Annotated in this window: 22 protein-coding genes and 1 riboswitch; of the genes, 16 read left to right on the forward strand and 6 right to left on the reverse strand. The window is 73.6% G+C overall.

Annotated elements, in window-relative coordinates; translation table 11 throughout:
- Positions 1 to 13 precede the first annotated feature (13 nt).
- Positions 14 to 1,234 (reverse strand): MFS transporter, encoded by a 1,221-nt coding sequence (locus IE321_RS10615; RefSeq protein WP_190222615.1) that lies wholly within the window; start codon positions 1,232 to 1,234, stop codon positions 14 to 16.
- Between the two features lie 131 nt (positions 1,235 to 1,365).
- Between IE321_RS10615 and IE321_RS10620 the strand changes: the two genes are divergently transcribed.
- Positions 1,366 to 2,490, forward strand: coding sequence for an ROK family transcriptional regulator (locus IE321_RS10620; protein ID WP_190222616.1), 1,125 nt, complete (start codon positions 1,366 to 1,368; stop codon positions 2,488 to 2,490).
- 160 nt (positions 2,491 to 2,650) lie between these two features.
- Here IE321_RS10620 and IE321_RS10625 read toward each other — a convergent pair whose 3' ends face one another.
- Complete coding sequence (locus tag IE321_RS10625; protein WP_190222617.1) at positions 2,651 to 5,023, reverse strand: chitinase C-terminal domain-containing protein; 2,373 nt, start codon at positions 5,021 to 5,023, stop codon at positions 2,651 to 2,653.
- A gap of 244 nt (positions 5,024 to 5,267) precedes the next feature.
- A riboswitch (FMN riboswitch) is annotated at positions 5,268 to 5,398 on the forward strand.
- Between the two features lie 175 nt (positions 5,399 to 5,573).
- Between IE321_RS10625 and ribD the strand changes: the two genes are divergently transcribed.
- The 10 genes from ribD to IE321_RS10675 all read left to right on the forward strand — a co-directional run bounded on the left by ribD (position 5,574) and on the right by IE321_RS10675 (position 14,062).
- Positions 5,574 to 6,650, forward strand: coding sequence for a bifunctional diaminohydroxyphosphoribosylaminopyrimidine deaminase/5-amino-6-(5-phosphoribosylamino)uracil reductase RibD (gene ribD, locus IE321_RS10630; protein WP_190222618.1), 1,077 nt, complete (start codon positions 5,574 to 5,576; stop codon positions 6,648 to 6,650).
- Positions 6,651 to 6,652: 2 nt separating this feature from the next.
- On the forward strand, positions 6,653 to 7,261 hold the full coding sequence (locus IE321_RS10635; protein ID WP_043223649.1) for a riboflavin synthase: 609 nt from the start codon (positions 6,653 to 6,655) through the stop codon (positions 7,259 to 7,261).
- 56 nt (positions 7,262 to 7,317) lie between these two features.
- Positions 7,318 to 7,893 (forward strand): nicotinamide mononucleotide transporter family protein, encoded by a 576-nt coding sequence (locus IE321_RS10640; RefSeq protein ID WP_226651920.1) that lies wholly within the window; start codon positions 7,318 to 7,320, stop codon positions 7,891 to 7,893.
- Positions 7,890 to 9,170 (forward strand): bifunctional 3,4-dihydroxy-2-butanone-4-phosphate synthase/GTP cyclohydrolase II, encoded by a 1,281-nt coding sequence (locus IE321_RS10645; protein ID WP_043223645.1) that lies wholly within the window; start codon positions 7,890 to 7,892, stop codon positions 9,168 to 9,170. Before IE321_RS10640 ends, IE321_RS10645 begins: the two co-directional genes overlap by 4 nt.
- Positions 9,171 to 9,201: 31 nt before the next feature.
- Complete coding sequence (ribH, locus tag IE321_RS10650) at positions 9,202 to 9,699, forward strand: 6,7-dimethyl-8-ribityllumazine synthase (RefSeq protein WP_043223643.1); 498 nt, start codon at positions 9,202 to 9,204, stop codon at positions 9,697 to 9,699.
- Positions 9,700 to 9,745: 46 nt separating this feature from the next.
- On the forward strand, positions 9,746 to 10,018 hold the full coding sequence (locus IE321_RS10655; protein WP_043223641.1) for a phosphoribosyl-ATP diphosphatase: 273 nt from the start codon (positions 9,746 to 9,748) through the stop codon (positions 10,016 to 10,018).
- Positions 10,019 to 10,069: 51 nt separating this feature from the next.
- On the forward strand, positions 10,070 to 10,918 hold the full coding sequence (hisG, locus tag IE321_RS10660) for an ATP phosphoribosyltransferase (RefSeq protein ID WP_043223639.1): 849 nt from the start codon (positions 10,070 to 10,072) through the stop codon (positions 10,916 to 10,918).
- Between the two features lie 36 nt (positions 10,919 to 10,954).
- On the forward strand, positions 10,955 to 11,407 hold the full coding sequence (locus IE321_RS10665) for a PH domain-containing protein (RefSeq protein WP_043223637.1): 453 nt from the start codon (positions 10,955 to 10,957) through the stop codon (positions 11,405 to 11,407).
- A 268-nt stretch (positions 11,408 to 11,675) separates the two neighbouring features.
- On the forward strand, positions 11,676 to 13,013 hold the full coding sequence (locus IE321_RS10670) for a hemolysin family protein (protein WP_043223635.1): 1,338 nt from the start codon (positions 11,676 to 11,678) through the stop codon (positions 13,011 to 13,013).
- The gene (locus IE321_RS10675) at positions 13,010 to 14,062 is read left to right on the forward strand and encodes a hemolysin family protein (RefSeq protein ID WP_190222620.1); all 1,053 of its coding nucleotides are present in this window, start codon (positions 13,010 to 13,012) and stop codon (positions 14,060 to 14,062) included. The genes IE321_RS10670 and IE321_RS10675 overlap by 4 nt, the downstream gene beginning before the upstream one ends.
- 4 nt (positions 14,063 to 14,066) lie before the next feature.
- Here the strand turns inward: IE321_RS10675 and IE321_RS10680 are convergent, their stop codons facing one another.
- Together IE321_RS10680 and IE321_RS10685 are read right to left on the reverse strand one after the other, a co-directional pair.
- Positions 14,067 to 15,986: an AAA family ATPase gene (locus IE321_RS10680; protein WP_190222621.1), complete on the reverse strand. Its 1,920-nt coding sequence runs from the start codon at positions 15,984 to 15,986 to the stop codon at positions 14,067 to 14,069.
- 309 nt (positions 15,987 to 16,295) lie between these two features.
- Entirely contained in the window at positions 16,296 to 16,925 is a 630-nt protein-coding gene (locus tag IE321_RS10685) for a uridine kinase family protein (protein WP_190222622.1), read from the reverse strand.
- Positions 16,926 to 17,108: 183 nt separating this feature from the next.
- Here IE321_RS10685 and IE321_RS10690 point away from each other — a divergent pair, with 183 nt between their 5' ends.
- Entirely contained in the window at positions 17,109 to 18,494 is a 1,386-nt protein-coding gene (locus IE321_RS10690) for a C39 family peptidase (protein WP_190222623.1), read from the forward strand.
- A gap of 74 nt (positions 18,495 to 18,568) precedes the next feature.
- Positions 18,569 to 18,724: an SCO1431 family membrane protein gene (locus tag IE321_RS10695; RefSeq protein ID WP_226651779.1), complete on the forward strand. Its 156-nt coding sequence runs from the start codon at positions 18,569 to 18,571 to the stop codon at positions 18,722 to 18,724.
- Positions 18,725 to 18,739: 15 nt separating this feature from the next.
- Here the strand turns inward: IE321_RS10695 and IE321_RS10700 are convergent, their stop codons facing one another.
- Complete coding sequence (locus IE321_RS10700) at positions 18,740 to 18,988, reverse strand: hypothetical protein (protein WP_226651921.1); 249 nt, start codon at positions 18,986 to 18,988, stop codon at positions 18,740 to 18,742.
- A 796-nt stretch (positions 18,989 to 19,784) separates the two neighbouring features.
- Between IE321_RS10700 and IE321_RS10705 the strand changes: the two genes are divergently transcribed.
- Together IE321_RS10705 and IE321_RS10710 are read left to right on the forward strand one after the other, a co-directional pair.
- Complete coding sequence (locus IE321_RS10705) at positions 19,785 to 20,906, forward strand: Rv3169 family protein (RefSeq protein WP_190222624.1); 1,122 nt, start codon at positions 19,785 to 19,787, stop codon at positions 20,904 to 20,906.
- A gap of 259 nt (positions 20,907 to 21,165) precedes the next feature.
- Positions 21,166 to 22,269, forward strand: coding sequence for a phosphotransferase family protein (locus tag IE321_RS10710; protein WP_190222625.1), 1,104 nt, complete (start codon positions 21,166 to 21,168; stop codon positions 22,267 to 22,269).
- A 6-nt stretch (positions 22,270 to 22,275) separates the two neighbouring features.
- Here the strand turns inward: IE321_RS10710 and IE321_RS10715 are convergent, their stop codons facing one another.
- A complete protein-coding gene (locus IE321_RS10715) occupies positions 22,276 to 22,644 on the reverse strand; it encodes a hypothetical protein (protein ID WP_043223620.1) in 369 nt (122 codons plus the stop codon).
- A 224-nt stretch (positions 22,645 to 22,868) separates the two neighbouring features.
- Here IE321_RS10715 and IE321_RS10720 point away from each other — a divergent pair, with 224 nt between their 5' ends.
- Positions 22,869 to 23,309, forward strand: a complete 441-nt coding sequence (locus IE321_RS10720) for an Lrp/AsnC family transcriptional regulator (protein ID WP_030493658.1) — start codon at positions 22,869 to 22,871, stop codon at positions 23,307 to 23,309.
- Positions 23,310 to 23,318 lie beyond the last annotated feature (9 nt).

Below are 23,318 nucleotides of genomic sequence, written 5' to 3' on the forward strand. Positions count from 1 at the left end.
CCCCGCGCGGGGCTCAGCCGACCGGGCCCGCGCTCTTCGTCGCGTCGGCCCCGGCCGGCGCGGCCGAAGGGGCCCGAGGGGCGGTCCGCAGCACGCCGGCGCCCAGGACGAGGCCGAAGGCGAGGGCGGTGACCAGGCCGAACGAGAAGACCAGCGAGGTGGCGTCGGCGATCCCGCCGATCGCGGACGGGGCGATGAGCCCGGAGGTGTACGTGATGGTGGCGACACCCGCGATGGCCTGGCTCGGGTTCGGGCCGCTGCGCGCGGCGGCGGCGAAGGCGAGCGGCACGACGACCGCGACCCCGAGGCCCACCAGACCGAATCCGGCCATCGCCGTGGCGGCGTTCGGGGCGACGACGACCAGCACCCCGCCGAGGGTGGCGGCCGCGCCGCCGACCCGGACGGTGCGGACCGCGCCGAAGCGGTCCACGACCCGGTCGCCGACCAGCCGGGCCACGGCCATGGTCAGCGCGAAGGCGGTGGTGGAGGCGGCGGCGAGGCCGGCCGAGCCGCCCAGCTCGTCGCGGAGGTAGACCGCGGACCAGTCGAGGCTGGCGCCCTCGGCGAAGACCGCGCAGAAGCCGATCGCGCCGATCACCAGGGCGGACTTCGGGGGCAGCGCGAAGCGCGGCGGGGCCTCTTCCTCCTCGGCGGGCGCCGGGTCGAGGACGCCCTGGCAGAAGACGAGGCCGAGGACGGTGAGGACGAGCGCGGCGACCAGGTGGTGGAGCCGGGCGTCGCCGCCGAGGTGGGCGGCGACGGTGCCGGCCGCCGAGCCGAGCAGGGCGCCCACGCTCCACATGCCGTGCAGGCTGGACATGATGGAGCGGCCGAGCCGGTTCTCGGTCTCGACGCCGAGCGCGTTCATCGCCACGTCGGACATGCCGGCCGTGGCGCCGTACACGAAGAGCGCGGCGCACAGGCCCCAGATGTTCGGCGCGAGCGAGGGCAGGGTGAGCGCGAGGGTCCACAGCGCGAGCAGGCCGCGCAGCGCGGTGCGGGCGCCGAAGCGGTGGCTGATCCGGCCGGCCAGCGGCATCGAGAGCGAGGCGCCGAGGGCGGGGAAGGCGAGCGCGAGGCCGAGCTGCCCGGCGCTGACCCCGGCGTGTTCCTGGATCCAGGGGATCCGGGTCGCGAAGCTGCCGGTCACGGCGCCGTGCACGCAGAAGACGGCGGCGACGGCGAAACGGGCCCGTCGGAGCCGTTCGGAGCTGAGGACGGTCTCCGCCGCCATAGGGGTCCTCCCCGGGAATTCTGGTGTCCGCGTTCTGTGTCGGATGACGGCCCGTAAACTATCAGGAACCCTGCCTGATAAATAGTGGTCCGGAGAGAAGACGGCGGGGAGGCGTCTGAGAGGATCACCGCATGGCCGCATCCCCGAGCACCGCCCGGGCCATCAACGACCGGCTCGCCCTGCGCCTGCTCCAGGACGAGGGCCCGTTGACGGCAGCCCAGCTCAAGACCCTCACCGGGCTCTCCCGGCCCACCGTCGCCGACCTCGTCGACCGGCTCAGCGGCTCGGGCCTCGTGCACGTCGTCGGCGAGGCCGGCGCCGAGCGCCGCGGCCCCAACGCCAAGCTGTACGGACTGGTCGCCGACCGCGCCCACCTGGCCGCCCTCGACGTCCGCACCCGCTCGGTCGCCGTCACCGTCACCGACCTCCTCGGCACCCCGCTCGCCGAGGCCACCGCCCCGGTCGGCGAGGACGCCGGCACCGGCCCCGCCGTCGAGAAGGCCGTCGCCCTCCTGGAGCGCACCGCGAAGGATGCCGGCGTCGAGCGGCTCCACTCCGTCGCCGTCGGCGCCCCCGGCCTCATCGACCCGGAGACCGGCGAGCTCCGCGACACCACCGGGCTGCCCGCCTGGCACCGCCGGCTCGTCGCCGTCCTCCAGGAACGGCTCCCGGCCCAGGTGCTCGTGGAGAACGAGACCAACCTCGCCGCCGTCGCCGAGCTGCGCGAGGGCGCGGCCGTGGGCCGCGAGGACTTCGTCCTCCTCTGGCTCGGCCTGGGCATCGGCGCCGCCGTCGTCCTCGGCGGCCGGCTGCGCCGCGGAGCCTCCGGCGGCGCCGGCGAGATCGGCTTCCTGCCGGTCCCCGGCACCTCGGGCCTGCCCTCGGCCACCGGCTGCGACGGCGGCTTCCACGAGTTGGTGAGCACGGTCGCCGTCGAGGCGCTCGCCGCCGCGCACGGCCTCGACCCGGCCCGCGCCCTCACCTCCGGACACGGTCCCTTCCTCGACGCCCTCGCCCGCCGGCTCGCGGTCGGCGCGGCGGCCGTCGCCGCCGTCCTCGACCCCGGCTGCGTGGTCCTCGCGGGCGAGACCGGCCACCAGGGCGGTCCGGAGCTGCGGGCCCGCGCCCAGGCCGAGCTCGCCGCGCTCTCCCCGCAGCGCACCGAGGTCCGCGCCACCACCCTGGGCGACGCGGCGGTCCTGCGCGGCGCGCTGCTGCGGGCCCGGGACGCGGCGCAGGACGCGCTCTTCCCGTAAGGGCCCCGGCCGGGGCGGACGCGACCGCCCCGCGCCCCGAGAAGCGCCCCGGAACGCGGCCGCGCCGCGCCCCGGACAGGGGGGCGCGGCCCGGAGCGTGCGGCCCGGCGGCGGCCAAGGGCCGTGAGACCGCCGCCGGGGGTCTTGCGGAGGGGCTGCGTCAGCAGGCGCCGAGGTCCTGCCAGACGCCCCAGTCACCGGTGGTGCCGGGCGCCTCGTTCTGGGTCCACCACTTGGCCTTGTACTTGCGGCCGTTGTGGGAGACCTCGTTGCCCGCGTTGTAGACCTGGCCGGCCACGTACGCCGGGACCGTGCCACAGCCGGCGGGCGGCGTGGTCGGAGGCGTGGTGGGCGGGGTGGTCGGCGGGGTCGTCGGAGGCGTGGTGGGCGGGGTGGTCGGCGGCGTGGTGCCCGTGCCGGGCTCCACGGTCGTCGTGCCGCGCGCCAGGTCGCCGGCGAGGGCGTACGTGGTGCCGTTGATGTTCACCGTCCAGTTGGAGGGGGTGGACACCGGCAGGTAGTAGTTGAAGGACAGCTCGACGGTCGCGCCCGGGGCCAGGGTCTGCCAGGCCGGGAGCTTCAGCGAGACCCGGTGGAAGTCGCCCTTCAGGCCGCCCACGTTGGAGCCCGTGTGGTCGCTGCTGATGACCTTGGTGCCGAAGCCGGACTGGTCGGAGGCGTTGGCCGGGGCCGAGGTGCCGTAGTCGAACTGGAACTCCGTGCCGCCGGGCAGCGTGGTGTTCGTCCGGTTGGTGATCTTCACCTTGGGCGTGATCGGGTAGTTCGAGTCGCCCAGCTTGAACTCGGTGAAGGCGGTCTCGATGTTCACGGCCTGGGCCGGCAGCGCCTTGTTCGACTTCTTGGCGCCGTAGGGGGTGGCGGCCTTGAACTTGTCGTACATCAGCGAGGTGAGCGTGGAGCCCATCTCGTACTGGCCCTTGGCGGCGTTCCAGGCGTAGTCGCCCGCCATCTCCCAGACCATGGTGCCGCCGATGCCGCGGTCGACCACGTAGTCGGCCTTGGCGGCCACGGACTGCTCGTCCTCGGTGGAGAGGAAGACCTTCTTCTCGGCGTTCCACAGCCACGGCGCGACCAGGGTCGAGTCGTACTTGCGGGCGTAGGTGCCGGTCAGGGTGGTGTTGGCGGGGAAGCCGTACTGCGTGACGTAGTCGCCGACGATCCCCTTCTCCAGGTTCTTGGCGTGCCACATCGGGTTGGAGCCGGCCGGCGACTCCTTGCCCGCGGTGTCCTTGTCGTGCCACAGGTTGTCGATGCCGACGGCACCGTCACCGCACTTGGTCAGACCGGCGCCGGCCGGGCAGGTGGCCGCGGTGGCCTTGCCCCACAGGCCGTCGGTGCCGCCCTGCACGTTCTTGTGGCCGCGGGTGTAGTACGGCAGGCCGATGTTGATGCGGCCGGCCGGCATGGAGCCGCGGAAGTAGTGGTAGGCCCAGTCGGTGTTGAGGTAACCGATGTTGCCGTACTGCGAGGAGCCGTAGACGTTGGCGGCGGCGAGCTCGCCGTCCTTGCCGTCGTCGAAGAGCGAGGCGTTCGGGCCGACGTACTCGTTCCAGGCGCCGTGCAGGTCGTACGACATGATGTTGACGTAGTCCAGGTACTTCTGGACCTGGAAGGTCTCCATGCCGCGCAGCAGGTAGCCGGAGGACGGGGCGGCGACGGTCAGCATGTAGTGCTTGCCGTCGGCGGCGCCGGCCGTGTCCAGCTTCTCGCGCAGGGACTTCATGAGGGCCGCGTAGCCCTGGACCAGGCCGGCGCGGCGCGCGTTGGCGAAGGTCCAGTCGAGCGGGTTGCCCGCGTCCTTCATGGTGGTCGGGTACTCGTAGTCGATGTCGACGCCGTTGAAGCCGTACTTCCGGATGAAGTCGACCGCCGAGGTGGCGAAGGTGTCGATGCCGGCCTGGTTGACCGAGCCGTCGGCGTTGGTGGCCATCGAGTAGAAGCCGCCGGAGTTCACCCGGTCGCCGTTGTCGGCGAAGTAGCCGCCGGTCTCGGCCCAGCCGCCGACCGAGATCAGCGTCTTCACGCTCGGGTGCTGCTTCTTGAACTTGTTCAGCAGGTTGAAGTGGCCCTTGTACGGGAGGGCCGGGTCCATCTCGGCGCCCGCCACACCGGGCCAGGTCATGCCGGTGGCGGCGTTGTCCGGGCCGTCCGTGCCGACCGAGAGCTTGTTGTCGCCGCCGATGTGGCCGAAGGCGTAGTTGATGTGGGTGATCTTCTCCCACGGGATGTCCTTGGCGAGGTACGCGGGCTCGCCGTTCTTTCCGGTGCGCCAGCCCGTGAAGTAGCCGATGACGCGGCGCTGGTGGTCGGCGCCCATCTTCTCGCGGCCCTCGGTGTCGTAGACCGAGCAGTAGGGGACGTCGACGCCGGGCGTCTTGTACAGGCCGTCGGGGCGACAGCTCTCGTTGTCGGCGGCGTAGGAGACGCCTCCGGCGAGCGAGCTGAGCAGCAGGCCGGCGACGGCGGCACCGGACGCGAGCAGCGACGCTCTCTTGGTCGTGGGGGACAGCACGATCTGGTCCTCCTTGGGGAGGTAAAGAAACACGCAACGAACAAGGGGGTGGTACGTGTTGGGCCCGTGGTGTGCGCACACCGCCGGGCCGTTCCTCGGAGGTGACACGGACATTAAGAGGACTAGACCAGTGCGTCAATAGGTCTGGACCAACGGAAGATTCCGTGGGACCGTGTGAGTCATCGCACAGGGAGCGTGTGCATGCCCATTGACAGGGCGTGGCACACTGGCCCTGTATCAGCAGCAGCGCACTCCGGGGTCGGTGTAATTCCGAACCGGCGGTATAGTCCGCGACCCGTCCGCAAGCCAGCGGCCGGTTGACCAGGTGAGATTCCTGGACCGACGGTGAAAGTCCGGATGGGAGGCAGTGCGCGGCGGGCGACCCCCGACAGGGGTGTGCCGGCCGTACGTCCGCTGGTGGCCGCGTTTCGCGTCGGCGCACCCGTGGACCTCCGGCCGTACCGGCATACCCCCTGCGCGGCGGCGTACCCGCTCTTCTGTCGTCATCGACAGGCCCCGGAGTCCGTGCCCGAAGAGGCAGGAGGACCCGGTGGACCGGCAGGCCGACATCACCGCCATGCGACGCGCCGTGGAGCTCGCCGCCCGCGGACTCGGCGCCACCAGCCCCAACCCCGTCGTCGGCTGCGTCGTCACCGACGCCTCCGGCCACGTCGTCGGCGAGGGCTGGCACCAGCGCGCCGGAGGCCCCCACGCCGAGGTGCACGCCCTGCGCGCGGCCGGCGTCCTGGCCCGCGGCGGCACCGCCTTCGTCACCCTCGAACCCTGCAACCACACGGGCCGCACCGGCCCCTGCGCCCAGGCCCTGATCGAGGCCGGGATCAGCCGCGTCGTCTACGCCGTCGCCGACCCGAACCCGCAGGCCACGGGCGGCGCGGACACCCTCCGCGCGGCCGGGATCGAGGTCGGGCAGGGCCTCCTGGAGGACGAGGCCGAGGCCGGGAACCTCGCCTGGCTCACCTCCGTCCGCACCGGCCGCCCCTTCGTCCGCTGGAAGTACGCCGCCACCCTCGACGGCCGGATCGCCGCCGCCGACGGCACCTCCCGCTGGATCAGCTCCGCCGACTCCCGCGCCGACGTCCACCGGCTGCGCGCCGAGGCCGACGCCGTCGTCGTCGGCTCCGGCACCGCCCGCGCCGACGACCCCCACCTGGCCGTCCGCGGCGTCGAGGGGGCCGTCCAGCCGCTCCGGGTCGTCGTCGACACCGAGGCGAGCGCCGTGAAGCCCGGCGCCCGCGTCCTCGACGACGCCGCCCCCACCCTGATCGCCGTCGCCGAGGACGCGGACACCGCGCTCCCCGACGTCGTACGGCTCCCCAGGGCCGCGGCCGGCGGCCTCTCCGTCCCCGCCCTCCTGGACGCCCTCCACGCGCGCGGCGTCCGCTCCGTCCTCCTCGAAGGCGGCCCCACCCTCGCGGCCGCCTTCCTCGCCGCGGGCGCCGTCGACCAGGTCGTCGGCTACCTCGCCCCGGTCCTCCTCGGCGCGGGCCCGAACGCCCTCGCCGACGCCGGAATCACCACCCTCACCGACGCGTTGCGCCTCCACGTCACCGACACCGCCCGCGTCGGCACCGACCTCCGCATCACCGCCACCATCCAGGGAGCCTGACCGTGTTCACCGGAATCGTCGAAGAGCTGGGCGAGGTCGTCGCCGTCGAGCAGCTGCCGGACGCCTCGCGCTTCCGCCTCCGCGGCCCCCTGGTCACCGAGGGCGCTCGCCACGGCGACTCGATCGCCGTCAACGGCGTCTGCCTGACCGTGGTCGAGACCGCCGACGGCGAGTTCACCGCCGACGTCATGGCCGAGACCCTCAAGCGCTCCTCCCTCGGCGCCCTGGAGCCCGGCTCCCGGGTCAACCTGGAGCGCCCCATGGCCGTCGGCGGCCGCCTCGGCGGCCACATCGTCCAGGGCCACGTGGACGGCACCGGCACCGTCCTGGAGCGGACCCCCTCCGAGCACTGGGAACTCGTCAGGGTCGGCCTGCCCGCCCACCTCTCCCGGTACGTCGTCGAGAAGGGCTCCATCACCGTCGACGGCGTCAGCCTCACCGTGGTCGAGGTCGGCGACGACTGGTTCACCATCAGCCTCATCCCCACCACGCTCGCCCTGACCACGCTGGGGCACAAGCAGCCCGGCGCCCCGGTCAACCTCGAAGTGGACGTCATCGCCAAGTACGTCGAGCGGCTGCTCGGCACGGACGGACAGGAGAACGTCAAGTGAACTGGCTCAACTCCGAGGCGTTCACCCTCTTCGGCCAGCACATCATCTGGTCGGACATGATCGGCAACACCATCGGCCTGATAGCCCTGGCCCTCGGCTGGCGCCGCTCCATCCTCACCTGGCCCGCCCAGCTCCTCTCCGGCCTGATCCTGGTCGGCGCCTACGCCTCCGCGGACCTCGCCGGCGGCGTCGGCAAGCAGCTCCTCGTCATCGGCGTCGCCGCCTGGGGCTGGTGGCAGTGGAACCGTGGCCGGCAGCAGGCCCAGGACGGCTCCATCGCCGTCCGCTTCGCCACCTGGAAGGAGCGCGGCCTCCTCGCGGGCGGCGCCGTCCTCGGCACCCTCGCCGTCGGCGGACTCTTCACCCTCTTCCCGTCGCTCTCCTGGAGCCCGTGGGCCGACGCGTACATCTTCGTCGGCACCCTCGTCGCGATGGTCGCCCAGGCCCGCGGCCTGGTCGAGTTCTGGTTCGCCTGGCTCCTCGTCGACCTCGTCGGCGTCCCGCTCGCCTTCAGCAGCGGCCTCGGCTTCTCCGGCCTCGTCTACGTCGTCTACTTCGCCCTCGTCCTGTGGGGCATGCGCGACTGGTGGCTCCGGTCCCGCACCCCCGCCCTGGAAGGAGCCCCCGCATGAGCAGCGCCCCGTCCGCCTGGGACACCGAGGACCTCGCCCTCGACCCCGTCGAGCAGGCGATCCGCGACATCGCCGCCGGCCGCCCCGTGGTCGTCGTCGACGACGAGGACCGCGAGAACGAGGGCGACCTCGTCATCGCCGCCGAGAAGGCCACCCCCGAGGTCGTCGCCTTCATGATGAGCGAGTGCCGCGGCCTGATCTGCGCCCCCATGGAGCACGAGGAGCTGGAGCGCCTCCACCTCCCGCAGATGGTCGAGCACAACACCGAGTCCATGCGGACCGCCTTCACCGTGTCCGTGGACGCGAGCTTGGAGCACGGCGTCACGACCGGCATCTCCGCCGCCGACCGCGCCACCACGCTCCGGATGCTCGCGAGCGGCCGGCACGAGCCCTCCGACTTCGTCCGCCCCGGCCACATCTTCCCGCTGCGGGCCCGGGAGGGCGGCGTCCTCGCCCGTCCCGGCCACACCGAGGCCGCCGTCGACCTGGCCCGCCTCGCGGGACTGCGGCCGGCCGGCGCGATCGTCGAGATCGCGGGCGAGGACGGCGTGATGCTCCGCCTCCCCGAACTCGTCCCCTTCGCCCGCAAGCACGGCCTGACGATCATCTCCATCGAGGACCTGATCGCCTACCGGCGCTCCGCCGAGCCGACCGTCCGCCGCGAGGCCGAGGTCCACCTCCCCACCGCCCACGGCGACTTCACCGCCTACGGCTACCGCTCCACCGTCGACGGCGTCGAGCACGTCGCCCTCGTGCACGGTGAGATCGGCGACGGCGAGGACGTCCTCGTCCGGGTCCACTCCGAGTGCCTCACCGGCGACATCTTCCACTCGCTGCGCTGCGACTGCGGGCCCCAGCTCCAGGCGTCCATGGACCGCGTCCAGCAGGCCGGCCGCGGCGTCGTCGTCTACCTCCGCGGCCACGAGGGGCGCGGCATCGGCCTGCTGTCCAAGCTGCGCGCGTACGAGCTCCAGGAGCGCGGCCGCGACACCCTCGACGCCAACCTGGAGCTCGGCCTGCCCGCCGACGCCCGCGACTACGCGGCCGGCGCGCGGATCCTGGCCGACCTCGGCGTCCGCAGCCTGCGCCTGATGACCAACAACCCCGACAAGATCGACGCCCTCACCCGCCACGGCCTCGCCGTCGAGGGCCGCGAGCCGATGCCCGTGTCGGCCGGCGAGCACAACCTCCGCTACCTGCGCACCAAGCGGGACCGGATGGGCCACGACCTGCCCTGGCTGGACGGCTCCCCGGCCTCCACCTGCGGCAACCAGTAAGCACGTACGTACGAAACCGGCTAGGAGAGACATGAGCGGCAAGGGCGCACCCGTCCTCAGCGTGAAGAACTGCGGCGACCTCCGGGTCGCGGTCATCGCGGCGCAGTGGCACGAGAAGATCATGGACGGTCTCGTGGACGGCGCCCTGCGCGCCCTCGGCGAGCTGGGCATCGACGAGCCGACGCTGCTGCGCGTCCCCGGCAGCTTCGAACTGCCCGTCGTGGCCAAGGTGCTCGCGGAGCGCGGCTACGACGCGATCGTCGCCCTCGGCGTGGTCATCCGCGGCGGCACCCCCCACTTCGAGTACGTGTGCCAGGGGGTCACCCAGGGCCTGGTCCAGGTCTCCATCGACACCGGCGTGCCCGTCGGCTTCGGCGTACTGACCTGCGACAACGAGGAGCAGGCGCTGGACCGCGCCGGCCTGGAGGGATCGAACGAGGATAAGGGGCACGAAGCGGTCACCGCCGCCGTCGCCACCGCCACCATCCTCCGCACGGTCAGCGAGCCCTGGCGCAAGTCCACGGAGTGAACCCCGGGGACGGAGCCCCCCGACGAAGCCGTACCCTAAGGACATCATGGCGAACAAAACCTTCGAAGAGCTCTTCGTCGAGCTCCAGCTCAAGGCCGCCAACGGCGACCCCAGCACCTCCCGCACCGCCGAGCTGGTCGGCAAGGGCGTCCATGCCATCGGCAAGAAGGTCGTCGAGGAGGCCGCCGAGGTCTGGATGGCCGCCGAGTACGAGGGCAAGGAAGCGGCCGCCGAGGAGATCTCGCAGCTGCTGTACCACGTCCAGGTGATGATGGTCGCGCGCGGGATCTCGCTCGACGACGTCTACGCCCACCTCTGAGCACCCACCCCACCGTTCTCCCACCACTCCCAGCCGAAGGAAGCTCACCCCATGCTGCGCATCGCCGTCCCGAACAAGGGTTCCCTCTCCGGACCTGCGTCGGCCATGCTCCATGAGGCCGGCTACCGCCAGCGCAAGGAGTCCAAGGAACTGGTGGTCATCGACCCCGACAACGAGGTCGAGTTCTTCTACCTGCGGCCGAAGGACATCGCCATCTACGTGGCGTCCGGGAAGCTGGACATCGGCATCACCGGCCGGGACCTGCTCCTCGACTCCGGCGCCAGCGCCGAGGAGATCCTGGCGCTGAACTTCGGCCGCTCCACCTTCCGCTACGCCACCCGCCCGGGCACCGCCAAGGGCCCGGAGGACTTCGGCGGGATGACGATCGCCACCTCCTACGAGGGCATCGTCGCCAAGCACCTCGCGGACCAGGGGATCGACGCCTCCGTCGTGCACCTCGACGGCGCCGTCGAGACCGCGATCCAGCTGGGCGTCGCCCAGATCATCGCCGACGTCGTCGAGACCGGCACCAGCCTGCGCAACGCCGGCCTGGAGGTCATCGGCGAGCCGATCCTCAAGTCCGAGGCGATCGTGATCCGCCGCCACGGCGCCGAGACCGACCACCCGCAGGTCCAGCAGTTCCTGCGCCGCCTCCAGGGCGTCCTCGTCGCCCGCAGCTACGTGATGATGGACTACGACTGCCGCGCCGAGCACCTGGAGCAGGCCGTCGCCCTCACCCCGGGCCTGGAGTCGCCGACCGTCTCCCCGCTGCACAACGAGGGCTGGGTCGCCGTCCGCGCGATGGTCCCCGCCAAGGACGCGCAGCGGATCATGGACGACCTGTACGAGCTGGGCGCCCGCGCGATCCTCACCACCGCGATCCACGCCTGCCGTCTCTGAACCCTGCCGCACCACTCCTGGCACCGAGGAACCCCGATGTCCGAGTCGCTCACGCCCGCCCTCCCGGTCACCTTCCGGCCGGGCCGCACCCGCGCCGTCCTGCTGACCGTGGGCGTCGTCATGTTCGCGGCGATCACCGCGGTGGCGCTGATGCTGGAGCGGCTCGGACCGGGGGAGCGGGCCAGCTTCGTCTTCACCGCCGCGCTCTTCCTCGCCGTCCTGGTGCTGCTGAGCCGCCCGAAGGTCGTCGCCGACAGCGAGGGCGTCACGGTCGTCAACATCACCCGCACCCGGCGCCTCGCCTGGGCGGAGATCCTCCGCGTCAACCTGCGTCCCGGCGACCCGTGGGTCTTCCTCGACCTCAGCGACGGCACCAGCCTGCCGGCCCTCGGCATCCAGCCGGGCATCGCCAAGGAGTCCGCCATCAGGGACGCCCGCGCCCTGCGGGCCCTCGCGGACAGCCGCGGCACCGGGTCCGAGACGGCCTGAACCCCGACGCGGGCCAGGGGCCGGCCCCCGGGCCGAGGACCGGGAGAAGCCCGGCCCGTCCCCCATCCGGGGCGTCCCCCCTGCCGTACGGGGCCCCCGCGTGACTACTCTTGAGGCGGTGGTGCCGAGCGCACCACCGCCTCGCGCGTGCAGGGCCGCCGCCGGCGGCCGGCGAGGCCACCCTTCGACCCGAGGAGTGACTCCCTCCGGCAATGGACGGATCGTCCGGTAGTACCCGCGCCGCCCCCTCTCCCCACGAGGCGGCGGCATGATCGTCTCTCTGCTGCCCCTTCTGGCAGCCTTCCTCCTGATCCTCGCCAACGGCTTCTTCGTCGCCGCCGAGTTCGGTCTGGTGACCGTCGAGCGCGCCGAGGCCGAGCGGGCCGCGGCCGCCGGTGACCGGCGCGCCCGCACCGTCGTCTCGGCGCTGCGCGAGCTGTCCTTCCAGCTCTCCGGCACCCAGCTCGGCATCACCCTCACCTCGCTGATCGTCGGCATGCTCGCCGAGCCCGCGCTCGCCGGCCTGCTGCACGCCCCGCTGACCGCCACCGGGCTCCCCCCGGGCGCCGTCTCCGGGGTCGCCGTGGTGATCGGCATGCTGCTCGCCTCGGCCGTGCAGATGGTCGTCGGCGAGCTGGTCCCCAAGAACTGGGCGGTCTCCCGGCCGCTCCAGGTCGCCCGCTTCGTCGCCGCCCCGCAGCGCCGCTTCTCCGCCGCCTTCCGGCCGGTGATCGCCCTGCTCAACCGGGTGGCCAACGGACTGGTCCGCGCCCTGGGCGTCGAGCCCACCGAGGAGCTGGACTCGGTCCGCACCCCGGGCGAGCTGGAATCCCTCGCCCGGCACTCGGCCCGCGCCGGCGCCCTCGAACAGGACACCGCCGACCTCTTCGTACGGACCCTGTCCCTGGCCGGCCTCACCGCCGAGCAGGTCATGACCCCGCGCGTGAAGGTCAGCGCCCTCCAGTGGGACGCCACCGCGGCCGACGTCCTCAACCTCACCCGCGCCACCGGCCTCTCGCGCTTCCCCGTCTACCGGGACCGCATCGACGAGGTCGTGGGCATGGTCCACCTCAAGGACGCGCTCGCCGTCGCCCCCGACGCCCGCCCGCGGACCTCCGTCGGCCGGATCGCCGTCCCGCCGCTCCTGGTCCCCGAGTCGCTGCCGGTCCAGGCCCTGCTGGAGCGGCTGCGCCGCGAGCAGCCGATCGCCGTCGTCGTCGACGAGTACGGCGGCACGGCCGGCGTGGTCACCCTGGAGGACATCGTCGAGGAACTGGTCGGCGAGGTCCGCGACGAGCACGACCCCGCCGCCGGGGCCGGCCCCGAACTGGCCGCCGCGCCGGCCGAGGACGGCCGCCCGGCCTGGGAGGCCGACGGCTCCTGCCGGGTCCACACGCTGCGCCGGATAGGACTCGACGTGCCCGACGGCCCGTACGAGACGGTCGCCGGGCTCGTCGCCGACCTCCTCGGCCGGATCCCGGCCCCCGGTGACCGGGCCGAACTCCCCGGCTGGCGGCTCTCGGTCCGGCGCGTCGACCGCTTCCGGGCCGAGCGGGTCCGGATCGTGCGCACCGCCCCGGTGCCGATGGCGGAGGCGGCCCGATGAACACCCTGCAACTCCTCCTCGCCCTCCTGCTGGTCCTGGCCAACGGCTTCTTCGTCGGCGCCGAGTTCGCGCTCGTCTCCGTCCGCCGCAGCCAGATCGAGCCGCTCGGCGGTGCCCGCGCCAAACAGGTCCTCTACGGCCTGGAGAACCTGCCGCGGATGATGGCCGCCGCCCAGTTCGGCATCACCGTCTGCTCGTTGACGCTCGGCGCGGTCGCCGAACCGACCGTCGCCCACCTCCTCGAACCGGCCTTCCACGCCGTCGGGGTGCCGGCCGGTCTCATCCACCCGCTCGGCTATGTGATCGCCCTCGCCGTGGTCGTCTTCCTCCACCTCGTCATCGGCGAGATGGTCCCGAAGAACCTGGCGATGGCGGCGCCCGAGCGGACCGCGCTCTGGCTCGCCCCCGCCCTGGTCGGCTTCGCCCGGCTCTGCCGTCCGGTGACGGCCGCCCTGGGCGCCTGCTCGGCCCTGGTCCTGCGGGCCTTCAAGGTCGAGCCGAAGGACGAGGTGGAGGCCGTCTTCACCAGCGCCCAGCTCGGCCGGCTCGTCGAGGACGCCGGCCAGGCCGGATTCCTCGACCCGGCCGAGCAGGAGCGCCTGGAGGACGCCCTGGAGCTGGGCAGCCGCCCGGTCATCGACGTCCTCATCCCGGCCGCGGCGCTCGTCACCGTCCCGCCGTCGGTCACCCCCCGGGAGATCGAGGAGCTGACGGTGCGGACCGGCTACTCCCGTTTCCCGGTCCGCGCCGAGGGCCGGCAGGCCGTCTTCCTCGGCTTCGTGCACGTCAAGGACGTGCTGGACCTGGAGGAGCGGGAGCGGGCGGTGCCGCGGCAGCTGTGGCGCCCGATGGCGACGCTCCGCGCCGAGCTGCCGCTGGACGACGCCCTCACCGTGATGCGCCGGGCGGCGACCCACCTCGCGCAGGTCGCCGACGCCTCCGGCCGGGTCCTCGGCCTGGTCGCCCTGGAGGACGTCCTGGAGACGCTGGTGGGCGAGGTCCGCGACCCCGCGCACCGGCTGAACCCCGCCCCGGCGCCCGTCGCCTAGCGGGTCAGAAGGGCGGTTCCTGCTGGGGGCCGCGGTCCGCCGGACCGCGGCCCGACAGCACCTCCCCGTACGCCTGCATGAGGTCCCCGAGCCGCAGGGTGGCCAGGTCCTCGCGGGTGAGCGTGCCGGGGTAGCCGGAGAGCCGGAGGTCCCGGTAGGCGCAGGACTTCTCGTACAGGGTGCGCAGGAAGCGGCCGTTGCCCAGCTCGTCGATCCAGCCCTGCTCGACCACGTGGCCGCTGATCGAGCGCAGCTCGTCCAGGGCCTCCTCGTCCCAGCCGTCGCCGTTCGCGGCGGCCAGCACCTCGCCGATCGCGGTCAGTTCGAGCGGCCGGTAGGACGGGAAGTCGACCCGGGTGGTGAAGCGGGAGGAGAGCCCGGGGTTGGCGGCGAGCAGCCGGTCCATGCCCTCCGGGTAGCCGGCCAGGATGACCACGAGGTGGTCCCGGTTGTCCTCGGCCCGTTTCAGCAGCACCTGGAGGGCCTCGTCGCCGTAGGCGTCGCCCTTGCTGTAGCCGGAGTTGGAGAGCGCGTACGCCTCGTCGACGAAGAGCACCCCGCCGACCGCCGAGTCGATCAGCTCGTTCGCCTTCACCGCCGTCTGGCCGAGGAACTCGCCCACCAGGTCGGCCCGTTGGGCCTCCACCAGATGGTCGCCGCCGAGCAGTCCGAGCGCGTAGAAGACCCGGCCCAGGATCCGGGCCACCGTGGTCTTGCCGGTGCCGGACGGCCCCGAGAAGACGAAGTGCCGCTTCGGCGGCTGCACCGGCAGCCCCTGACCGGCCCGCAGCCGGGCCATCTCCAGCTGCGCCGACAGCGCCTTGACCTGCCGCTTCACGGGTTCGAGCCCGACCATGCCCTCCAGCTCGGCGAGGGCCTCCGCGAGCCGTACGGGATCCGTCGGTCCGGCGGGGAAGCGCGGCGGCCCGGGCTGCGCGGGCACCGGCGAGCTGTGCCGTACGACCTCCGGGGGCGCGGACGGCGCGGCGGGCGGCACCGGGTCGGGGGAGCGGCGCAGCCCGTCGCCGCCGGGGGAGGCGGGCTCGGTCTCGGGGCCGGCGGCGGTGTCCGTGCCGTCCGGGCCGGTGCCGCTGCCCACCGTGCCGAGGACGACGGCGGCGAGTCCGGCCTGCTCGTCCATGCCGTCGAGCCCGTCGAAGCCGTCGTACTCGGCGATGGCGGCGAGCCGGGCGGCGGTGTCCATGAACGCCGGGTCGACCCGGTGCACCGCGCGGTACAGCGGGAGGGCGGCGGCGCTGCGGCCGGTGCCCTCGTGGGCCCGGGCGAGCCAGTAGCGCAGCTCCTTGCGCTGGGGCTGTTCGCTGCGGCAGCGCATCAGGGCCGCCGACAGCAGCGGCTCGGCCTGCCCGTACATCTCCAGGCGCACCCGGGCCATGCCGCCGAAGAGGCCGGCCTCGATGCCCAGCAGCGGGTCGTCGACGAGCGGCTCGGTGTGCCGGACGAGCTGGTCCCAGTCCTTGACCAGGTAGGAGCGGCAGGCGTGCAGGAAGCGGACCTGCGGGTCGGTGTCGACCGGCGGGAGCTCGGCGAGGGCCCGGTCCAGCTCCGGCACGTGCCGCCCGTCGAGCCAGTGGGAGGCGTGCGCGAGCAGCAGGTCGCGCGGGCTCTCCAGCACCGGCTGCACCCACCAGCCGAGCCAGTACCAGGAGTTGAGCGTGCGCCGGTGGCGGGCGCGCTGCTCGCCGAAGCGCTCGCGGTTGCGGTACATGCGGAGCAGCGCGGTGGTGGTGTCCACCCGGAGCGCGTGCAGCCCCAGCCAGGCGTCCGCCATGCCGGGATCGCTCCGCACCGCGGCCCGGAACTCCTCCTCGGCCTGCGGATAGGCGCCCATGGTGTAGGCGTCCACTCCGCGCAGCCAGGCGAGTTCGGCGGGGGCCTGCGCGCCCTGCGTGCCGATGTCCATCGGGTCCCCCACAACCGTCGGCGTATGGACGGGATTTGACCGCACCTGGGGGCATCGTACCTGCGCAGGGGTGGTGCGCTTAAGGAGAAGCGCAAGATCCGGAAGCGGTGACCCTGGGTGAGCGCGAGAGGTCGAGGGGGGCCCGGAGGGGGCCGCGAAGGGCAGAACGAAGCCCCCGATCACGGGGGAACAACCGGGGGCTTCGTGTCTGCGGCGGCTGTCGAAAAGCCGCACATTGAGAACGTAAGACCTGTACGCCCCCGGGGTCAAGCGCCCTCGGAGGACTTGCGGAAGCGGAATTCCGGGGACTCAGTCCGCCGCCATCACGCCGTCACGGTGGGTGATGATCTGGTCCGGGCCCGCTGTCACAGCGGGCCCGGGAAGCCAGTCGTACCCCTCGTCCCGCTCCCGTACCAGGGTGTCGGCGAAGGGCCGCGACGGGTCCTCGGCGAAATGGCGAGTCTCCGCCACGACCCAACCGTCCCAGAACGCGGCCTGTTCCGGTCCGTCCCGGTGCCGCCCCCGCTCCCAGGACGCCGCGGCCGGCCGCTCCATCCACAGCAGCCACGCGAGGTGCGGCCGCAGCTTCCGCCGCCCGGATCCCACCCCCTCCACCAGCACCACGGGCGCCGGGGGCAGCTCCCGGGCGGGCCCGAAGCGTCGCAGGTCCCAGTCGTACGGCCGGTAGCGGGCGGTCGCGCCCCGCTCCAGCGGCTCCAGGACCTGGGAGCGCAGCCGGGCGGTCCAGGCGAAGAGCTCCTCGTGGGTGGCGAGGTCGTCGAGCCGCAGCACGGGCGCGCCGCCGAGCGCGGCGGCGAGCCGGCGGGCGAGCGTGGACTTCCCGGAGCCGGCGTGGCCGTCGACGGCGACAAGGCGGACCGGTCCGAGCGAGGGCGGCAGCCGGCGCAGCGCGCGGGCGGCGCGGTCGAGGTCGTCCATGCGGCCCAGGGTAGGTGAGGGGTGCCCGCGCAGGTCAGCGAGGTGCCACCGTCAGTGGTCCATACCCATGACGCCGGCGGCGACGCGGGCCGAAGTGCTGGCGGAGGCCCGGCCGAGCCGGGATAGTGGGCCCGCGCCGCCCCGCCCGATCGCCGTCTCCGTCCTCGACCGGAGGTCCTCGCCATGCCCGGATCAGCCTCACGCCGGACCGTCCTCGCCGCAGCGCTCGCGGCCGCCGCGGGCACGGCCGCGGCGGAGGCCGCCACCGCCTCCGACCGTCCGGCCGTGCCGGAGCCGGCGCCGGATCCCGCCCCGGGCGGGGCTCCGGTGGGTGCTCCGGGGGGCGTCGCCAACCGCTTCTGGTCCACCTACACCGACTGGCGGACCGGCCACGCCGAGGGCACCCGGGCCGTCGCCGGGCGCCGCCCCGGCCTGGTCCTGGACGCCCCCCTGGGCCGTACCGACTACACCGACCCGCACACCGGGCGGACCTCGGCCTGGGAGTACGCCCGCTGGACCTCGCCCGCGCACACCCCGGAGGTGCCGGCCACCGAGGCGATCGCCTCCTGGAACGCCCGCACCCCGGCCGGCACCTGGCTCCAGGTCGAGCTGTCCGGCACGTACTCCGACGGCACCGGCACCCCGTGGTTCGTGATGGGCCGCTGGGCCTCCGGCGACACCGACATCAGGCGCACCTCGGTCGACGACCAGAGCGACGGCCGGAGCAGCGTCTGGACCGACACCTTCGCGGTCGACGACCCGGCGAGCGGGCTCCGGCTCGCCTCGTACCGCCTGCGCCTCACCCTCTACCGGCGCCCCGGCACCACCCTCACCCCCACGGTCTGGCGGGTCGGCGCGATGGCCTCGGACGTCCCGGACCGCTTCACCGTCCCGGCGTCCGCGCCCGGCCTCGCCCGCGAGCTGGCCGTGCCCCGCTACTCGCAGAACACCCACGTCGGCCAGTACCCGGAGTACGACAACGGCGGCGAGGCGTGGTGCAGCCCGACCTCCTCGCAGATGATCGTCGAGTACTGGGGGCGCGAGCCGTCCGCCGCCGACCTGGCCTGGGTGGACCCCGCCTTCGCCGACCCGCAGGTCTGCCACGCGGCCCGCTTCACCTACGACTTCCAGTACGCGGGCTGCGGCAACTGGCCCTTCAACGCCGCCTACGCCTCCGCCTACCCCGACCTCAACGCCGTCGTCACCCGCCTCCGCTCCCTCACCGACCTGGAGACCCTGATCCGCGCCGGCATCCCGGCCATAACGTCCCAGTCCTTCCGCAAGGAGGAGCTGACCGGCGCCGGCTACGGCACCTCGGGCCACCTGATGACCGTGATCGGCTTCACCCCCGAAGGCGACGTGATCGCCAACGACCCCGCCTCCCCGACCAACGAGGCCGTCCGCCGCGTCTACCTCCGCCGCGAGTGGGAGAACATCTGGCTGCGGACCAAGCGGTACAACGCGAGCGGGAAAGTGGTGTCCGGCACAGGCGGGGTCTGCTACTTGTACTTCCCCGACCGGCCGACTCCCGCGCAGCGCAAGGCGCTTCAGGCGGTCGGGGTGCTCTGAGCGCTGCCGGTGCGGGCGGCGGGTGTGAGGGACGTCTCTGTACGGGGGCGTCGGGGTGCCCCATGGTGGTGGCCATGAGCGCCACCACCACCCTCGCCGGCCGTCTGTTCGCGCGCACCCGCACGGGCGGCCCCCAGGACGACCGGGGCCCCGAGCTCCTGGAGCACGTCCTCGGCTGGACCCTCGTCGTCCTGCTCGCCGTCCTGGTCACCCGCGCGGGCCTGATGTGACCCGTCGGCGGGCGGTCAGGTCGCTTCGCCCGGCCCGACCAGCACCCCGCTGACCCGGACCGTCCGGTCGGCCCAGACCGGCCCCGCGGCGAGCCGCGTCCACTCCGCGTCCCGACGCCCGGGCAGGGCGCGCCCCTGGCTGGCCCAGAGCGCGTACAGCGCCTGGTAGATCGGCGGGTCGGGATGGACCTGTACGGGGACGGGAGCCGCGATCAGGGTGGGCACGGGCCCGACGGCCGTGGGCTCCGGGAGCGGCGCGGGCACGGAAACCCGTTCCGGACCCGGCCCCGGGACCTGCCCGGGAAGCGGTGCCGGAGCCTGCGGAGGGAGCGGTACGGGTGCCGCGGCCTGCGGGGGAGGGGGTGCCGGAGCCAGGGCCCGGGGGGGAAGGGGTGCCGGAGCCGGTCCCGGCACGGGCACCGGCACCGGAGCGGCGCCGTCGGGGGAGGGGCCGGGCGGGCCCGGCGCCTCCGGAATCCGGTGAAGAACCGATTCTTCACCGCTCGGTTCGGTCTGCCGATGCCGACCGACTCCGCTGGGTGTGGAGTACAGCGTGGTCATGCCCGAACCAACGCGTCCCGCCCCCGCCGGGTCACCCCCCGACGGATTCGAGCGAAAGTTCCCCCCTTACCCGGCGTGGCCCCGACCCGACTCGCGCTTCGAAAGCGGCTCACCGCTTCGGGCATGGCTCACCGCTTTGAACGTGGTGCGTACCCGTACCCGTACCCGTACCCGTACTCGTCCGCGCCCGACCCGTGGCCTGCCTGGCGGTCCGGCCCTCACCCCGCACCCACCTCGCGCCCCAGCTCCCGCCTTGGCCTGGCCTGCCCCCGGCCCCGGCCTCGACGTCCGCCGTCCCGTACCGCCCCGTACCGCCCCGCGCCGCCCCGCCACGCCCCGTCCGCCACCGCCCGAGCGCCCCGCCCCCTGCTCCCGGCATCGCCCCCGAGGGGAAGTCGGCGCCCACCCTGCCCCGGGCGGGCGCCCCTCGCACGACTCTGGTCCTCGCCGTGATGTCTGACGTACCGTCAGATCCTCTTCGAGGACCAGGAGGTCAGCCGTGGACGACGACCGGCCCGTCGCGCTCGACGAATACCCCGTGCACCAGGCTCCGCTGTCGATGAAGCACCACATCAGCGGGGACCGGAACGCCTACGACCGCTGCATCTTCCACGTCTTCGACCACGCCGGACGGGCCCTGCTCATCGCCGGCCTCGGCGTCTATCCCAACACCGGGGTGATCGACGCCTACGCCACCCTGCGCACCGGCGACCGGCTGCACGCGGTCCGGGCCTCCGACGCGCTCGGCGACGACCGGACGCGCCTGGAGGTCGGCCCGCTGCGGATCACCGTCGACGAACCGCTGCGCCGCTTCACGCTGAGCTGCGCCGCCGATCCGGCCGACCCCGACGGGCTCTCCTTCGACCTCACCTGGACCGGGGACTTCCCGACGCTCTGGGAGCCGCACCACCTCCAGCGCACGGGCGGCCGGCTGACCCTCGAAGGGCGCCGCTTCGTCCAGGCCGGTCGCTGCGCGGGCACCGTCACCGCGGGCGGTGAGCGGTTCGACGTCACGGCGGGGGAGTGGACCGGGACCCGTGACCGCAGCTGGGGAGTCCGCCCGATCCCCGGCGAGGAGCCCGGCCGCGCCGCCGAGACGCGGCCCGAGGGCTTCCACTGGCTCTGGATCCCCATGCGCTTCGACGACCGCTTCGTGATGGTCGTCGCGCAGGAGGACGCCGACGGCTACCGCACCCTCAACCAGGCGCAGCTCGTCCGCGAAGGCCACCGGGACGCCCAACTTGGCTGGCCCCGCACCGAGATCGCGTACCGGTCCGGCACCCGCCACCCCGAGAGCGCCGTCGTGCACCTCACCGACCCCACCGGCAAGCCCCTGGAGATCGGCGTCGAGGTCCTCGCGTCGTCCCCGCTCGCCGTCGGCGCCGGCTACCCGCCCGCCGGCGACTGGCAGCACGGCACCTGGCAGGGCCGCGACTGGACCGACCGGCGGGTCTACGACCTCTCCGACCCGACCGCCCATCCCCTGGCCGGCTACGGCGTCACCGACCACTCCGCCCGCTTCACCCTCGACGGCCGCACCGGCTACGGCATCTTCGAGCACGGCTCCTTCGGCCGCCACGACCCCAGCGGCTTCGCCGACTTCACCTCCACCGCGCCCTGAGCCACCTCCGCGCCTCCGGCCCCCGCACCGGCGTGTGGGCCGGGGCGGCGCACCGGGGACAGGGACCCGGCCGCGCGCGGCCGGGCGGACCAGGCGAAACGGAACCGGCCCGGCCGAACGCGGCCGCACCCGCGAGCCCGGCATCCCGGCATCCCGGCGTCCGGCGTCCGGGCGTCCGGCGTCCGGGCGTCCGGCGTCCGGGTGCTCCGCGCCCTCGCCCCGGAGGCGCACCCGAGCCCCAGCAGAGAGGGAGACCCGCATGGCCACCGCCCCCCGTCCCCGCACCACCACCCGCGACCCCGAGGAGCTGGCCGCCCGGCTGACCGCCTGGCTCGACCGCAGGCTTCCCGGGGCCCGGGTCTCCGGGCTCGCCGTTCCCGGTTCCAACGGGATGTCCAGCGAGACGCTGCTCTTCGACCTGGAGCACCCGGACGCCCCCGTCCGGGGCTGCGCCCTGCGGCTGGCCGCCGACCCCGCCGCGTACACGGTCTTCCCCGTGTACGACATGGCCCGCCAGCACCGGGTGATGGGGCTCGTCGCCGAGCACACCGACGTGCCCGTCCCCCGGGTCATGTGGCTGGAGGAGGACCCGGGACCGCTCGGCGCCCCCTTCTTCGTGATGGCCCGCGCCGAGGGGCGCGTCCCGCCGGACGTCATGCCCTACACGTACGAGGGGAACTGGTTGCACGGCGCCACCGACGCCCAACGCGCCACGCTGGAGGAGGAGTCGGTGGCGGTCCTGGCCCGGCTGCACGACCAGTTCCCGGCGAAGGAGGCCGAGTTCCTGCTCCCGGAGGGCGAGGGGAGCGCGCTGCGCCGCCACGTCGACGCCCAACGCGCCTACTACGCCTGGGTGGTGGAGGGGCTCGCGCCCTCACCGCTCATCGAGGCGGCCTTCGCGCGCCTGGAGGAGCTGTGGCCGGACGACGAGGGGCCGGCGGTGCTCTGCTGGGGCGACGCCCGCATCGGCAACATCGTCTACGACGGCTTCGCCCCCGCCGCCGTCCTCGACTGGGAGATGGCGGCCTGCGCGCCCCGCGAGGTCGACCTCGGCTGGACCGTCTACCTCCACCGCTTCTTCCAGGACCTCACCGTGGGCTTCGGCCAGCCGGGCCTGCCGGGCTTCCTGCGCCGCGGGGCGATCGAGCGGAGGTACGCCGAACTCACCGGGCACGTGCCGCGCGCGATGGAGTTCCACACCCTGTACGCCGCGCTGCGGCACGCGATCGTGATGCTGCGGATCGCGTACCGCCAGGCGTACTTCGGTGAGGTCGAGGTCCCCGCGGACCCCGACCGGCTCATCCTGCACCACGCCACCCTCGCGGCGATGGTGCGCGGCGACTACTGGACCGGCGAGGAGTAGCCCGGCTCAGGCCGCGCGGCGCAGCTGCGCCGCGCGGATCGGCCGCGAGCCCGGGCCGCCGATGTGCGAGAAGGGCTGCTTCCGCCAGTCGAGGCCCTGGGGGAGCGTCAGGAGCAGCGCGGTGTCCTGCTCCTGGACCCCGACGCCGTCGTCGGCGGAGACCGCCTCGTCCGCGGAACGGCCGGTGCCGGCACAGACCGTGAGCGTGAAGGGGTTCCACGGCGACGGGCACAGCGCGTGCTCGGGCAGCGCGTCCTCGTCGGCGAGCAGGGCGATCGGCTGATCGCACTCCGGGCAGATGACCCGGAACATCTCAAAGGTGTCGTACGCGTCGAACTCGTCGGACGTGTCGACGGAATCAACGGGCTCCTGCATGGAGAATCTCCCCCTCGGACCGGTCGGTCGATACTGTGCGGCCGAACCACAGCAAGCCCTTCCCATGCGGGACTCCGCATAACCGTGAGCCGGCCGGCGATGCCCGGCGCAAACCTGTGGCGTTCGTCACATGCCTGTCGCAGGTGCCGCGTGATCGCCCATAGCGGCCGATAAGACCCGCTCCCGGCTGGGCCCGGGACCCCTCCGCGCAATAGGGTCGGCGCATGGAGGAGCTGGATCGTCAGATCGTGGAGTTGCTCGTCAAGGACGGGCGCATGAGCTACACCGACCTGGGCAAGGCCACGGGCCTGTCCACGTCGGCCGTGCATCAGCGCGTCCGCCGGCTGGAGCAGCGCGGTGTCATCCGCGGCTATGCCGCCGTCGTCGACCCCGAGGCGGTGGGCCTGCCGCTGACCGCCTTCATCTCGGTCAAACCCTTCGACCCCAGCGCCCCCGACGACACCCCCGACCGGCTCGCCGACATCCCCGAGATCGAGGCGTGCCACAGCGTCGCCGGTGACGAGAACTACATCCTCAAGGTCCGGGTGGCCACCCCGCTGGAGCTGGAGCACCTGCTCAGCCGCATCCGCTCCCAGGCGCACGTCTCCAGCCGCACCACCGTCGTCCTGTCCACCCCGTACGAAGCCAGGCCCCCGCGCATTTAGCCTGGTCGC

The organism is Streptomyces hydrogenans (genome assembly GCF_014656075.1).
Classification (GTDB): Bacteria; Actinomycetota; Actinomycetes; order Streptomycetales; family Streptomycetaceae; genus Streptomyces; species Streptomyces hydrogenans.